14 protein-coding genes are annotated in these 13,816 nt (G+C 37.1%); 8 read left to right on the top strand and 6 right to left on the bottom strand.

Annotation, left to right across the window (positions count from 1 at the left end; all coding sequences use genetic code 11):
- The first annotated feature begins 63 nt into the window (after nt 1–63).
- Entirely contained in the window at nt 64–624 is a 561-nt protein-coding gene (locus GWK10_RS09585; protein WP_164032011.1) for a YqgE/AlgH family protein, read from the top strand.
- On the opposite strand, the gene GWK10_RS09590 is transcribed toward GWK10_RS09585, so the two are convergent.
- Nucleotides 621–1,466: an aminotransferase class IV gene (locus tag GWK10_RS09590; protein WP_164032013.1), complete on the bottom strand. Its 846-nt coding sequence runs from the start codon at nt 1,464–1,466 to the stop codon at nt 621–623. The two genes, GWK10_RS09585 and GWK10_RS09590, sit on opposite strands and share 4 nt — an antisense overlap.
- 51 nt (nt 1,467–1,517) lie before the next feature.
- Entirely contained in the window at nt 1,518–1,904 is a 387-nt protein-coding gene (locus GWK10_RS09595) for an START-like domain-containing protein (RefSeq protein ID WP_164032015.1), read from the bottom strand.
- A 188-nt stretch (nt 1,905–2,092) separates the two neighbouring features.
- On the opposite strand from GWK10_RS09595, the gene GWK10_RS09600 reads away from it, so the two are divergent.
- Nucleotides 2,093–2,785: a hypothetical protein gene (locus GWK10_RS09600; protein ID WP_164032017.1), complete on the top strand. Its 693-nt coding sequence runs from the start codon at nt 2,093–2,095 to the stop codon at nt 2,783–2,785.
- A 28-nt stretch (nt 2,786–2,813) separates the two neighbouring features.
- Here the strand turns inward: GWK10_RS09600 and moaCB are convergent, their stop codons facing one another.
- The gene (gene moaCB, locus GWK10_RS09605) at nt 2,814–3,722 is read right to left on the bottom strand and encodes a bifunctional molybdenum cofactor biosynthesis protein MoaC/MoaB (RefSeq protein ID WP_164032019.1); all 909 of its coding nucleotides are present in this window, start codon (nt 3,720–3,722) and stop codon (nt 2,814–2,816) included.
- Between the two features lie 218 nt (nt 3,723–3,940).
- A complete protein-coding gene (locus GWK10_RS18455; RefSeq protein WP_239540737.1) occupies nt 3,941–4,102 on the bottom strand; it encodes a winged helix-turn-helix domain-containing protein in 162 nt (53 codons plus the stop codon).
- A 287-nt stretch (nt 4,103–4,389) separates the two neighbouring features.
- Here GWK10_RS18455 and GWK10_RS09615 point away from each other — a divergent pair, with 287 nt between their 5' ends.
- Genes GWK10_RS09615 through dsrP form a run of 6 tightly spaced genes read left to right on the top strand, consistent with a single transcriptional unit; the run spans nt 4,390 to nt 10,702 of the window.
- Nucleotides 4,390–4,626, top strand: a complete 237-nt coding sequence (locus GWK10_RS09615) for a hypothetical protein (protein WP_164032021.1) — start codon at nt 4,390–4,392, stop codon at nt 4,624–4,626.
- 7 nt (nt 4,627–4,633) lie between these two features.
- Entirely contained in the window at nt 4,634–6,961 is a 2,328-nt protein-coding gene (locus GWK10_RS09620) for a molybdopterin-dependent oxidoreductase (protein WP_164032023.1), read from the top strand.
- Nucleotides 6,962–6,964: 3 nt separating this feature from the next.
- Nucleotides 6,965–7,678: a cytochrome C gene (locus tag GWK10_RS09625; protein WP_164032025.1), complete on the top strand. Its 714-nt coding sequence runs from the start codon at nt 6,965–6,967 to the stop codon at nt 7,676–7,678.
- Nucleotides 7,671–8,306, top strand: coding sequence for a cytochrome c3 family protein (locus GWK10_RS09630; protein WP_164032027.1), 636 nt, complete (start codon nt 7,671–7,673; stop codon nt 8,304–8,306). Before GWK10_RS09625 ends, GWK10_RS09630 begins: the two co-directional genes overlap by 8 nt.
- 7 nt (nt 8,307–8,313) lie before the next feature.
- On the top strand, nt 8,314–9,459 hold the full coding sequence (locus tag GWK10_RS09635) for a 4Fe-4S dicluster domain-containing protein (protein WP_164032029.1): 1,146 nt from the start codon (nt 8,314–8,316) through the stop codon (nt 9,457–9,459).
- Between the two features lie 16 nt (nt 9,460–9,475).
- Complete coding sequence (dsrP, locus tag GWK10_RS09640; RefSeq protein WP_164032031.1) at nt 9,476–10,702, top strand: sulfate reduction electron transfer complex DsrMKJOP subunit DsrP; 1,227 nt, start codon at nt 9,476–9,478, stop codon at nt 10,700–10,702.
- 243 nt (nt 10,703–10,945) lie between these two features.
- On the opposite strand, the gene GWK10_RS09645 is transcribed toward dsrP, so the two are convergent.
- On the bottom strand, nt 10,946–12,898 hold the full coding sequence (locus tag GWK10_RS09645; RefSeq protein WP_239540738.1) for an OmpA family protein: 1,953 nt from the start codon (nt 12,896–12,898) through the stop codon (nt 10,946–10,948).
- Nucleotides 12,898–13,815, bottom strand: coding sequence for a PorP/SprF family type IX secretion system membrane protein (locus GWK10_RS09650; RefSeq protein WP_164032033.1), 918 nt, complete (start codon nt 13,813–13,815; stop codon nt 12,898–12,900). Before GWK10_RS09650 ends, GWK10_RS09645 begins: the two co-directional genes overlap by 1 nt.
- Nucleotide 13,816: the final 1 nt, after the last annotated feature.

Raw genomic sequence — 13,816 nt, forward strand, 5'->3', positions numbered from 1 at the left:
TAACCTTCTTTCAAATTTGTTAAAGCTGTTTTTTTTTAATAGTTTTAAGATAAATTGCTCGCTATGATTGCCTTAAAACCTGAGAAAGGTCACCTGCTTATTGCCGAACCTTCCATTATTGGAGATGTTTCATTTAATCGATCCGTAGTTCTACTAGCTAATCATAGCGATACAGGCTCAGTCGGATTTATAATGAATAAACCTCTAGAGTTTAAATTAAATGAACTAATTCCAGAAATCACTAAAGACTTTGATGTCTTTAATGGAGGTCCTGTCGAACAGGATAATCTATATTTTATTCACCGTGTTCCTGATAAAATAACTGATAGTATTGAAATATCGCATGGTATTTACTGGGGAGGTAATTTTGATTCGGCAGTTTTAGGCATTCAAAATGGAGAAATTGATTCGGCTGATATTCGTTTTTTCCTGGGATATTCAGGTTGGGATGCCGATCAGTTAGAATCGGAACTAAGCTCTAACTCCTGGGTTATTATTGAAAATAGTTACAAGAACGCAATCATAGAAAAATGCTGCGAAAATTTTTGGAAGCAGAAAATGATTGAATTTGGTGGAGACTACCAAATTTGGTCCAACGCACCAGAAAATCCTAGCTATAACTAAATACCCAAACGCACTCTAGCATTTAATTTCACTAAAAGGTCGGAAGCCACCTTTCGGTCAAAAGTTTTCTTTCGGTATTTGGTAATGGATTGAATTCCTTGTATCACATTGGTTACAAATAACTCATCGGCCTTTTGCAACTCAAATGGTGAGATAGATGATTCTTCTAAACTGTACTCCTCGCTTTTTTCCAATATTAAAAGTAGTTGTTTACGAATAATTCCTTTCAAACAACCATCAGGAGTAGGTGGTGTTTTAACCACATTACCCTTTACCAAAAACAAATTTCCGTTTAAAGTTTCTACCACTTTTTTCTCATTATTGATAAGAATGCAATTGGCATACCCATTCTCTTTTGCGTAAATACTACCGAGAATATTCACCATTTTATTTGTGGTCTTTAAAGAAGACAGCATTCCTTGATTAACATAATGATCTTTAAAAAGCTCAACCTCATAATCGCCTTCTTTATTATGGTACAATTCACTATCCAAGGTATTCGAGGTAATAACATATCCGATATTGTTGCTACTAGGTGTGTATAAGCCAGCAGCATCGCGAAACACCGTAAAACGAATACGCTGTGCAGTACCTTCAAGTTTTTCAGCATCAATCAACCTCGCCATCTCATCTTGTAAAAACTCCATTGTAAAATTCATAGGAATCTCCATACGAAGAATGCGCATAGAAGCCATGAGTCGAAAGTAATGGTCTTCCCAAAAAATCGGATTGCCATTTATCACTTTTACAGTCTCAAATAAGGCGTCGCCATATAAAAATCCACGATTAAAAATTGAAAGTTGCGTATGTGATGCGACGATATCGCCGTTAAAATTGATCATAAAAAAACCCGATAAAATATCGGGTCAAATATAGTAGTTAGTAATGTATTTTTAAACGGATCCTATCACATGTTTTAACGAACCGATTTGATTCTCCCAAAGCATTTTCGCTTCTTCTGTTTCATCTTCCTCAGCAAAATCGCCGACCATTAATGAAACATCCTTTGTGATTTCATCAACAACGATGCGTAGTTCGAAAAAATAAGGGTCGTCCTCGTCATCTAACCAACGAAACTTAACACGTTCTCCTGATTTTTTACTTAGTAATTTGGCCTGCTCCTCTGAGTCATCCCAAATAAAAGTAAATAATTCACCCCGGCTGTTTACATTATCGGCAAACCACTCTGACAAACCGGATGGTGTGGAAATATATTGATACAATAATGAGGGGGATGAATGTATCGGGAATTCAAGTTCAAAGAATGACTTTTTTGGCATATTCAATTTATTATGCAACCAATATAGATAATTATTAGTTAGTTTAAAAGAAAAGAAGAGAAATGAGTGGCACATGTATGCTATTATGTTGTTTTACAGCTTTATATATGACTGTTGTCATAAATTGAAACTACTATAGATTATAAATTTGAGTGTAAACGGGACTTTTAATTTATAACATAGCAATCATGAATAATTTTAAAATAGACGAAAAATATCATAAAGAGTTTGGCAAAAAGGTGTTGCATGCGATACCAAGTTTAAACCCATATGTTAAGCATAGATTATATCTAGCAGAAACTGTAGGGATTGTTCCACGAAAAATGTATCAGACTAATGGAATAATAGATGATGCTATTAGTAACTTATATGAGAACTATGAGGGTTGGCTCAATGATGATGATAAGATAAAGCTAAAGCTCTTTTCTTTGGTAAATGACAAACTGGATGAGCTATACAAAAAAGAGGGTTTTCATAAAAACACATTGAGCATTAATGAGATTCTAGAAAAAGAAATGGAGCAGCTTGAAGAAAATTTTGAGAGTGATCTTGATCAAGACCTTTTAATGAAAGATGAACTAGACGATATCTCATATCACCAACATGATGACAATTTTGTTTATTTATATGAAGATGCTGAAAAGAACATCATACGATCAATGGAAATTAATGACGATCGAAAAAACCTTACCGAAGAAAGAAGGCATGCTTTAAATAAAGTTTATAATTGGTTACCCTTTGAAATATCTAACATTGCAGATCTATACATTTTCGGCAATTTATCTTATAATGAGATCGCACAAATTAAAAATATAGATCCCCTAGAAGCCCAAAACATTATACAAAACGTGCGAAAAAGCTTTAGAAAGAATTTAAACTAATACCAATACCCTTAAGGCGCGGTATTAACTAAGAAGCATTTCGTTTTAGTGTTTTAAATACGTGTAAAACAGCAGGGAAAAGAGCGTCCATTGATTCCGAAGCACCATTAGTAGATCCTGGAAGTGCCATCACAAGCGTATTTTTTATGGTTCCTACTAAACTTCTAGAAAGCATGGCGTAAGGAGTTCTATCTTGTCCGTATTTACGAATTGCCTCTTCCATACCAGGAACTGTGCGATCTAATATTTGGGCAAGCGACTCTGGAGTATTATCCTGTTCAGATAACCCTGTCCCTCCTGTAAAAATGATAAGATCTGCTCCTTCTTTTTGATAGTGTTTAGCTTTTTCCTGAACCATCTCTTCTGAATTAGGAATGGTCACATAATCTATAATATTCACATTACAAGCTTCCAATTTCTCTTTTACAGCTTCACCCGCACTATCCGGTTTCCTACCTTCAAAAACTGCATCAGAAGAGACAATAACAGCGGCTTTAACCGAACTTCCAAACTTATTTTTGTAAGTGGACTTCCCTCCTTCTTTATTATCAAGTTTAATATGATGTATTTCTATTTCTTTATCAATAGGTTTCAGCATATCGTACATATTAACTGCTACGACGCTAGCTCCATGCATTGCTTCTACTTCAACACCCGTTTTATATATCGTTTTGACGGAAACTATTATCGAAATTTCCAAATCCTTAATTTCAAAATCTATCGAGGTATGCTCTATGGGCATCGGATGGCAATCAGGTAGAAGATCTGAAGTTTTCTTTACCCCCAATAAACCAGCAGCTTTAGACATGGCAAATACATCCCCTTTTGGGACTGTCTTATTCTGGATAGCGGTAATTGTCTCCGCCTTACTTACTTTAACTATTGCTTTTGCTGTTGCAGTGCGAAGTGTTGTGTTCTTATGAGTAATATCGACCATAATGAGTACTTGAATTGTAATTTTAGTGGAATACTGGTTCTATAATTCTTCAATAAGCTTTAATTCCTCATCTAAAAACATCCAGCAATTTTGATTAATCACATCAAAAGCATTTATTAGCTTTTTGCCATAAGGAGTTAGTTTAGTACCTCCTCCGCTTCTGCCACCAGCTATCTTCTGTACAACTTCTTTTTTGGCTGACCTATTTACAGAGTCAACTAATGTCCAAGCTTTTTATAAGACATGTTAATTGATTTTGCCGCTTGAGAAAGAGAGCCTTGTTCGTCGATTGCTTTCAATAAGACGACCCGACCTTCGCCAAGTAATACATTGTCACCAGCCTCAATCCAGATTCTACTTTTTATACTGTACCTCTTCATTTTGTTTAACCTTGTAAGCTGTTTAACAAAGAATAAAAAACAATTAATTTCTATTTTTTAATTAGTATATTATTTCTCCTTCTCAAACAATACATTAAATAAATCGAGAAGCATTAAAAAACCTCAAAGTATTTATTTTCAAGTAAATATAATGCAGTTTTATTTATTCAAATTATGATAAAAGTCATGATTTCATTTCTTATAAATCATCAATTTTACTATCTTAAAGAAATGTTAGCTCGTTTATTTAAACAAAGCGCTAAACGTTAAACAAAACTATCCATCCTATGCCAATAAAAAGTTACCTAGCACACCCACATGATGGCAAGAAAGAGCAATTACTACAAGATTTGTCCATAATTCAAGAATGCGAGGTACTACCCGCAGAAAATCGCGATATACTTATTCTAGTCACTGACACTAAGGATGATCATTCCGAGGTCGAACTTGAAAAAAAATTAAAAACTATAAAAAGTCTGAAATTATTAGCAATGGTATCGGGCTTCAATTCTAAGCAAAACTAGCGCGCTTATGTACACTTCATTAACCAATAGAAGAGAGTTTATTAAGAAAATGGCAAAACTATCTGCCATGGCAGCCGCCGCTTCTATGTTTCCGGGAATCATATTTGCTGAAGAGCAAGAAGCAGGGATTCCAGCTGATGCCAAGTTAGATTGGAAGAAAGGTCCTTGTCGTTTTTGCGGCGTTGGATGTGGTATTTTGGTGGGCACAGAAAATGGCAAAGCTGTAGCTGTAAAAGGAGACCCTAAATGCGAAGTCAACAAAGGACTACTTTGTGTAAAAGGATACCATCAAACAATGTGCGTTCAAGCTAGGGATCGTTTAACACATGCCTTGGTAAAGAAAAATGGACGATACGTTAAAACCCCGATAGATGAAGCACTCGATCTAGTTGCCTCAAAAATGAAAGAGACAATTGAGAAGCATGGTAAAGATTCAGTTGCCATGTACACTTCTGGTCAATCCACAATTCCGGAAGGATATGTTGCATCCAAATTAATGAAAGGTGCTATTGGTACTAACAATCTTGAATGTAATGCCCGTTTATGTATGGCAAGTGCAGTGGCGGGATTCTTAACCACTTTTGGTACAGATGAGCCCATGGGGTGTTATGAAGATATTGACCACGCAGATTACTTTGTTACCTGGGGAAATAATATGGCAGAAATGCATCCGGTATTATTCTCAAGAATGCTAGAACAAAAAAGTACACGTGGTGCTAAAATAATTGACTTTGCTACGCGTACATCACGATCAAGTGGTGCATCAGACAGGTCAATTTTATTTGAACCACAAACCGATCTTGCCGTCGCAAATGCCATTTGCTATGAGATCATAAATAATAATTGGATGAATAAATCCTTTGTTGAGAAACACTGCAATTTCAGCAAAGGCCTTACCAATATGGGTTATGGTACTGAAGATAAATACAAATTCAGTGACAAACCAGAAAAAGTAGACTTTGAAGCTTATAAAGAATTTCTAAAAGATTATACCCCCGAAAAAGTAGCAAAATACTCAAAGGTATCTGTAAAAGACATTAAGTACTTAGCGGCTATTTACGGCGACCCTAATAAGAAGGTGGTTTCCTATTGGTGCATGGGAGTTAATCAACATACCCGGGGTACATGGATGAATAATCTTATCTATAATATGCACTTGCTGACCGGCAAGATCTCGCAACCTGGAAATGGTCCTTTTTCATTAACTGGACAGCCTTCCGCCTGCGGTACTGCTCGAGAGGTGGGTACATTCACTCATAAACTACCTAAAGGGGTTGTGATGAATGAGAAGCATCGTCGTTTAGCGGCTAAAATATGGAAAGTTCCTTACGAGAATATCCCTTCAAAACCGACCTATCACACTACCGAAATGTTTCGCGCGGTAGATCGCGGCGATATCAAGTTTATTTGGACACAAGTTACTAATCCATTGGTTTCATTACCAAAAACAAGTCGATATCGCCCAGGGATGCAAAAAGATTCTTGCTTTGTGGTGGTTTCTGATGTGTTTCCTACTCCAACATCTGATGTTGCCGATGTTATTTTGCCTGCATCTTGGCATATAGAAAAAGGAGGCATATACGGAAACTCCGAGCGAAGAACCCAATATTGGGATCAAATGGTCGAAGCACCTGGAGAAGCCACTCCCGATGCCTGGATGACCATTGAGATCGCCAAACGAATGGGATTTGGAGAGTTATTCCCATATACAAGAGAAAATCATGTTGATGAAATTTACAATGAATATCGTCAGTTTCATGAAGGTGTTAAGCACGGCATGGCGCCATTAGACGTTCTTAAAAAAGAATCTGGTGTTATTTGGCCATATGTAGACGGTAAATCTACACAATGGCGTTTTAATGCAACATACGATCCAGCCTGTGACAATGGTGAAGATTTTCATTTTTACGGCAAACCGGATGGGAGAGCAATTATTTGGCTACGTCCATTTGAACCAGCCGCCGAATCACCTGATGATGAATATCCATTCTGGCTAAATACAGGGCGCGTTGTTGAGCACTGGCATACTGGCTCAATGACAAGACGAATCCCAGTATTACATCAAGCAATGCCAGCCGCTTATGTTGAATTTCATCCAGATGACGCAAAAAAGCTTGGGGTAAGAAATGGAGAAAAAATAAAGGTATCATCAAGAAGAGGTTCTTGTATTTTGCCCGCTTCTATCAACGAACGTGGTCTTCCAACAAGGGGGCAGGTTTTCGTTCCCTTCTTTGATGAGAACATGCTGATTAATGATGTTACCCTAGACGCTTTCTGTCCAATATCAAAAGAACCGGACTTTAAAAAGTGTGCCGTTAAAGTCGAAAAAGCATAGATTATGAAAAAACGACTCGGCATTATATCATTCTTTGTGCTCATTTTAGCAGGTTTTATCATTAATTGGAATTACAGCTATCAAAAAGGTCTGGAAGAAGCCTATATTCCATTAATTGAAAACCCTTCAGGAAATTATCTTTCCTCAGAAAGAGGTGTTTTTAGACAGGCGACATTTGAGTTTAATTACTCCGATATGCCAGTTGATCCTGCTCATGAGCGTACTATAAAAGATTATTACAAGAACAGGGCTTATCTCGGTGCACCACCAAGCATTCCGCATCCATTATTAAAAGGAGAACGAGGTGTTGGTGGCACTAGTTGTTTGCAATGTCATCAAAATGGTGGCTTTGTAGAAAAATTTAAAGCCTATGCTCCTGTCACTCCGCATCCCGAAATGGTTAACTGTCGGCAATGTCATGTAGCACAAAATAGTACAAGCCTTTTTAAGCAAGTATCTGTTGAAAGAATAAATCCCCCCGGCGTTGGTAAAGGTGCTAATAATGCATTACTCGGCAGTCCTCCGATGATTCCTCACGGATTACAAATGCGCGAAAATTGCATAGCCTGTCATGCAGGACCAGGTGCTGTTAAAGAATTGAGAGTTTCACACCCAGAACGTATTAACTGTAGACAATGTCATTTACCAAAAGAAATGACTGGGATACCATTAGATACAACGAAGATTCTGAGACAATTCGATAAGCTAAATGAATAATTCAACAAAAATATATCTGCTACTATTTCTGGTTTCACTAACCATTATTAGCTGCAAGAAAAAGGACGAATACCACAGTTTGGATGAGCGCATACATGCTGAGACCAGAACGGGAGCAAATGGTGGTGTCAATTCAGAGATACTTCTCTCCGACAAAAACCTAATGGAAATTACTGAGGGGCATCATACTTTTTTAATTCCGGAACGCAAAGGAGAATTAACATCCTATTCATGTACTGAATGTCATAACAAACCGCTCAAGCAAATAGCGAGTAGTGATATTAAAAAAGCACATTGGAATATTAAAATAAACCATGCAGGCAGTGAGGTTATGAATTGTGCTACTTGCCATAATGGTAATGACATGAATAATCTTGTTAGCCTTACAGGAAAGAAAATAGATTTTAATAAGAGTTATAAGCAATGCGCTCAATGCCATACCGTTCAATTTGAAGATTGGAAAGGAGGAGCACATGGTAAAAAGCTCGCTGGTTGGGCTCCACCGAGAGCTTCAATGACCTGTGTTAATTGCCATAATCCTCACGAGCCGAGTTTTGATCAACGGTGGCCAGTGCGTTTCAATAGTGAAAAAGTTCAAGAACGAAAAGACGGTTTCGAATTCAAATAATATACCTATGAGCGAAGAAAAAAAATGGTACAACTTCGATTTGGGGTTTACAAAACAAACTGCAAAAACAGGCACATGTGGTTGTGGAAAAAGCGAAGGCAGCTGTGGTAGCAAACAACAACCAAAAACAACTATTCAGAAAGAAGAAATAAGCGAAGAAGCATTCTTTGAAGCTGCAGTTGATGCTTCAATAGGTGAAGAACGACATAAAGACGGCTTCGATCAGGTATTTGAGGTCAAGATGGATCGACGCTCAGCGTTCAGAAAACTAACAGCTAGCTTACTTATCGGAGCTGGTGCTGTGAATACAAGTTGTAGCATTACCGCTGGTGATGCTTCCAAAGAAAAAGCACAAATAGACTGGGAAGAGCAGTTTAAAGGTAATTACAAATTAATGACCGATGATGAAAAGGAAGCAACCGTTAACCGCTTAATGAGATCATATGAGCTGCGTACGGGCAAAAACCTAAGTATGACCGCAGAAAATGCGAAAGAAAATGTGCTTTTTGGCTATGCTTTTAATATTTCTAAATGCCAGGGATATATGAACTGTGTCTCTGCCTGTGTAGAGGAGAATAATCAGGATAGAAATTCCCAGATGCAGTACATCCGTATTCATGAAATGAAAGATGGTAACGGTTTCAAATTTAATGATGCCGACGACAATTATTACCACGAAGTTCCCGCCGAAGGTCATTTTTATATGGGTACGCAGTGTTTTCATTGCGACAACCCTCCTTGTGTAGATGTATGTCCAGTTCAAGCCACTTGGCGCGAAGATGATGGACTGGTCGTAATCGATTATGATTGGTGCGTTGGTTGTCGTTATTGTATGGCGGCGTGTCCTTACGATGGTAGGCGTTTTAATTGGAGTAAACCAGAAGTTCCGGAAAAAGAGGTCAATAAAAATCAGCATTATCTAGGAAACCGCGTGCGTAAAAAAGGTGTAATGGAAAAATGCACCTTCTGTGTTCAACGCTCTAGAAAAGGAGAAAATCCTGCATGTGTTGACGCATGTCCAACAGGTGCACGAATTTTTGGGAACCTACTGGATCCAGATAGCACGATACGTTGGGTTTTAGAAAACAAAAAAGTATTTCGATTAAAAGAAGACCTGGGTACTGAACCCAAGTTCTGGTACTTTATGGACTGATCAAAAGCATAAAAGCATGAGACGATTTAAAGTTTTTAAGAGTTTAGTTACCGACAGTCTGGATACAATTACCACAGGCTCTAAACGATATCATTTATGGATGGGCCTCCTGACAATCATTATGCTCGCTGGAATGTATTGCTACTCGATACAACTTGATGAGGGCTTAAGCGTTACGGGAATGACAGACCGAGTTAGCTGGGGGCTGTATATATCAAATTTTACCTTTCTGGTTGGAGTTGCCGCGGCGGCTGTAATGCTCGTAATGCCGACCTATATATTGAAAGATATTGACTTTAAACAAGCAGTTCTTATTGGCGAAGGCCTTGCGGTGGCAGCATTAATAATGTGTTTGGCCTTTGTAATTGCCGATATGGGCGGACCCGCCGTATTATGGCATATGATTCCAGGTATTGGTGTTTTCAACTTTCCAGATTCCATGCTGACGTGGGATGTGATCGTGCTTAACGGCTATCTGTTCTTAAACATCAGTATCCCATTTTATATCCTGTTTAGACATTATCAAGGCAAAGATTCAAATCCGAAGGTTTATATCCCAGGAGCCATATTATCGGTATTTTGGGCAGTAGCAATACACTTAGTAACGGCTTTTTTATATCAAGGTTTACAGGCACGACCATTTTGGAACAATGCTTTATTAGGGCCACGCTTTTTAGCATCGGCTTTCGCCGCCGGACCGGCACTAATCATTCTTGTACTAGGAATAATTAAATCCTTTTCATCTTTTAAAGTTAAAGATGAAACTATCAAGAAAATTGCGATGATTGTGACGGTGGCCGCTCAAATCAACCTGATCATGCTAATCTCTGAATTGTTCAAAGAATTCTACGCACCTACCCACCATAGTGAAAGTGCATTCTATCTATTCTTTGGTCTACATGGTAAAACAGCCTTACTGCCTTGGATATGGACTTCTATAAGTCTTAATGTACTCGCAGTGGTGATGTTAACTTTTGGAAGATTTAGAAACAATTTTAAGACCTTGTATTTCTGTTGTTTTATTCTGTTTGTGGCTATTTGGATTGAAAAGGGATTTGGCTTAATCGTTCCAGGTTTTATTCCTGGGCCTTATGGTAAAATTGCTGAATATACACCAACTGGAATTGAGATTGGTGTTACACTGGGAATATGGGCACTTGGGGCTTTTGTATTTACAATACTTGCTAAAACTGCCATTGGCATTGAAACTGGTGAGATGCGATATGGCAAGAAAACTTCCTAATCTAGAATTACCGTTTTTAAATTATAAATGTATCGGGAATTCAAGCTCTAAGAATGACTTTTCTGGTATAGTCAATTTACTATTCCACTAATACATACAATTATTAGTTAGTTTAAAAGAAAACTAAAGAAATGAACTATATATAACTAGTTTTCATCACTAAAAGAAAATTAGCAAGCCAGACAAAAAGATTAAATACAATGATTACTACTAGACTAAAATTATGTTTTAATATTTATTCAATTAATCTATTCTAGTAATAATAAACTCCGATCTCCTATTTAAATCATGCTGATTATCAGTACAGTAGACATTATTAGAACAACTATTCAATAGTTTTGTTTCACCATAACCAATAGCACTTTCTATTCTAGATTCCTCTATTCCTTGAGAAATGATATAATCACGTGTAGATTTAGCACGTTCATCCGACAATTTTAGGTTATATGAATCGACTCCACGCGCATCAGTATGTGATTCTATTTTAATGATCATTTTGGGATATTTAGTCATTATATACACCACCTTATTTAGTTCAGAGGCTGCGTCAGAGCGTATATTTGATTTATCAAAATCAAAAAAGATAATACCCACGTCAATTTTAAATTGATTATCATCTTTGACTATAAGGTCGTCAAGTTTTTTAATTCCTAAAGGAACGCGATTTACTTCGCCATTTCTTGTTTTAGTAACAAAAGACTTACTTGATTTCTCAAAACCATCTTTAGTAGCAACTACTTTATAGTTGGTTTCACAATTTGCTTCAAAATCAAAATGGTATTCTCCATTTGCGTTTGTAGTGCTTGAATCTACTTCATTTCCTTTTTCGTCAAAAAGTGACACCTTAATGCCACTTTCAGGAATCCCATTTTGTGCATTGGCCACTGTTCCTTCAACTTCTTGTAAGCAGACTACCTTAATTCTTTGAAAAGAATATATATCATCGTCCCCTATGCCACCATCTCTATTGGAAGAGAAATATCCCCTTTGAGTATCCTCATCAACAATATAAGCGAAATCATCTTTTTTTCCATTTAGAGGTTTTCCCAGGTTTTCAGGTTCAGAAAATGAGTTTTGAATCTTGCTTTCAAATACATCTAATCCGCCAAGACCCAAATGCCCATCAGAAGCAAAATAAAGCTTGTTATTTGTAATAAATGGGAACATTTCCCGCCCTGCGGTATTAATAGTTGGACCAAGATTTTTCGGAGTTCCATAAACATCATCTCCTTGAATATCTACTACAAAAATATCAGTCCCCCCAATTGTTCCTGGCATATCTGACACAAAATATAGCTTTTTGCCGTCTTTGCTTAACGATGGGTGTCCCACCGAATAGTAATCGCTATTAAAAGGTAATTCTTGAACATCCGTCCAAATACTATCTTTTAGTACCGCCTTGTATAATTTAAGATGATTCACACCTTGATCATCTCTTTGTAACTTACTTTTATTGTTAGCAATATTATTTCTTGTAAAATATATTGTTTTTTGATCGGGAGTAAAGGCGACAGCTGCTTCATGATATTTGGTACTTACTTCTTCCGAAAAATCGGTTTTGTTAGTCAAATCAACACTGGTTGAGTCCACATCAGCTATAAATAAATTTAAATATGGCTGTTCATTCCATTTATAATTTCTCTTATGAAAAACAGACTGATTTTTAACCGCTGCAAAAACAACTTTGTCTTCATAAAACATTGGAGCAAAATCTGAGAATTTGGTGTTGGTTGCAACATTTGCTATGTAAAACTGCGGTTGTGCGTTCACAATTCGGTCAATATTAGTATCATTATTTTGAAACTGATCGACATTAAAACCACTTGTATCTAACTTATCACCATAGATTTTCATTAAGCCTTTTGCCAAATCGTAATCACCAATACCCTGCAATGAGTGAATGTAACGAAACGCATAAGTCGGACTTAATCTATTTTCATATTTAGAAAAGAGAATGCCATACCAGCGTGAGGCATTTTGCATATCAGTATTAAAGTAATAAGCATCACCTACTTTTTGCAGTAACTCTTGTGAGTTATCTCCGCCTTTTACAGCGGATTCATAATGTTCAGCGGCTTCGATATACCACATTTTTTCGAAAAGCTGATCGGCTTTTTTATACTTGCTTTGTGCACCTAGTCCTAGACTAAGTAATACAATTAAGTTTAGAATACGTTGTTTCATTACTAGCGCCATTAAAAGAATCTTGGGGATTTAACTTTACTTTCAGCGGATTTCAACTCAAAACGCAGCATGATCTCATGTGTACCATTATTATAATTTCTCAAGTTGCTTGTGGTAAAATCATAAGCATAGCCAAGATGAAGTTGATCTGTTAGCTGCAAGCCTATCAATCCGCTAAATGAATCATTCCAGCGATACGCAAGTCCCAAAACGAACTTTTCATTAAACATAAAGTTTGCAGACAAATCTACAGACAATGGAGTCCCTTCAACGTATTTCATATAAGCAGCTGGCTTGAACTTAGTTTTTTGAGAAAGATCAAATACGTGCCCAGCTATAAAGAAAAAATGTAACCGTTCTGCCGCTACCGACTCTTGAATTTCATCATAATGATCTTGTGCAAAAATATTGGGTACAGAAAGCCCGACATAGGTTCGTTCCCCATAAAGATAAGCACCAGCCCCAATTGTCGGGAAAAACTCGCTAACATTCTGTTGAAATATTATATCTGGGTTATCTGTAATACCACGTGACCAATCAATATTAAAAAAACGCCCACCAGCTTTTAAGCCTAGTCCTAAATTCCAGAAGTCATCAACTTTTAAGGTATAAGAAAAGTTTACATCTAAGTAAGTTTCACTTGACGGTCCCAACTCATCATGAAGCACTTGCAAACCCAAACCAACATTTTTACCTATCGGAGAATCTGCACTAAATATTGATGTCTGTGGTGCCCCATCTAAGCCAACCCATTGTGTTCTATGCAAACCATAGACTACTAGATTTTCTCGAGAACCTGTATAACCCGGGTTAACACTCATTACATTATACATGTACTGTGTAAACTGTGGGTCTTGCTGGGCATTCATCTGTAAGGTACTCGATACAAAGCCAAGGAGTACAAGCATTTTTATATATGGTACTTTCATT

The sequence above is a fragment of the Spongiivirga citrea genome (genome assembly GCF_010671565.1).
GTDB lineage: Bacteria > Bacteroidota > Bacteroidia > Flavobacteriales > Flavobacteriaceae > Spongiivirga > Spongiivirga citrea.

What these genes read in the sequence shown, in the direction of transcription:
- GWK10_RS09585 (WP_164032011.1), top strand. Translation starts at nt 64, where the DNA reads ATGATTGCCTTAAAACCTGAGAAAGGTCACCTGCTTATTGCCGAACCT.
- GWK10_RS09590 (WP_164032013.1), bottom strand. Translation starts at nt 1,466, where the DNA reads ATGATCAATTTTAACGGCGATATCGTCGCATCACATACGCAACTTTCA.
- GWK10_RS09595 (WP_164032015.1), bottom strand. Translation starts at nt 1,904, where the DNA reads ATGCCAAAAAAGTCATTCTTTGAACTTGAATTCCCGATACATTCATCC.
- GWK10_RS09600 (WP_164032017.1), top strand. Translation starts at nt 2,093, where the DNA reads ATGAATAATTTTAAAATAGACGAAAAATATCATAAAGAGTTTGGCAAA.
- moaCB (WP_164032019.1), bottom strand. Translation starts at nt 3,722, where the DNA reads ATGGTCGATATTACTCATAAGAACACAACACTTCGCACTGCAACAGCA.
- GWK10_RS18455 (WP_239540737.1), bottom strand. Translation starts at nt 4,102, where the DNA reads ATGAAGAGGTACAGTATAAAAAGTAGAATCTGGATTGAGGCTGGTGAC.
- GWK10_RS09615 (WP_164032021.1), top strand. Translation starts at nt 4,390, where the DNA reads ATGCCAATAAAAAGTTACCTAGCACACCCACATGATGGCAAGAAAGAG.
- GWK10_RS09620 (WP_164032023.1), top strand. Translation starts at nt 4,634, where the DNA reads ATGTACACTTCATTAACCAATAGAAGAGAGTTTATTAAGAAAATGGCA.
- GWK10_RS09625 (WP_164032025.1), top strand. Translation starts at nt 6,965, where the DNA reads ATGAAAAAACGACTCGGCATTATATCATTCTTTGTGCTCATTTTAGCA.
- GWK10_RS09630 (WP_164032027.1), top strand. Translation starts at nt 7,671, where the DNA reads ATGAATAATTCAACAAAAATATATCTGCTACTATTTCTGGTTTCACTA.
- GWK10_RS09635 (WP_164032029.1), top strand. Translation starts at nt 8,314, where the DNA reads ATGAGCGAAGAAAAAAAATGGTACAACTTCGATTTGGGGTTTACAAAA.
- dsrP (WP_164032031.1), top strand. Translation starts at nt 9,476, where the DNA reads ATGAGACGATTTAAAGTTTTTAAGAGTTTAGTTACCGACAGTCTGGAT.
- GWK10_RS09645 (WP_239540738.1), bottom strand. Translation starts at nt 12,898, where the DNA reads ATGGCGCTAGTAATGAAACAACGTATTCTAAACTTAATTGTATTACTT.
- GWK10_RS09650 (WP_164032033.1), bottom strand. Translation starts at nt 13,815, where the DNA reads ATGAAAGTACCATATATAAAAATGCTTGTACTCCTTGGCTTTGTATCG.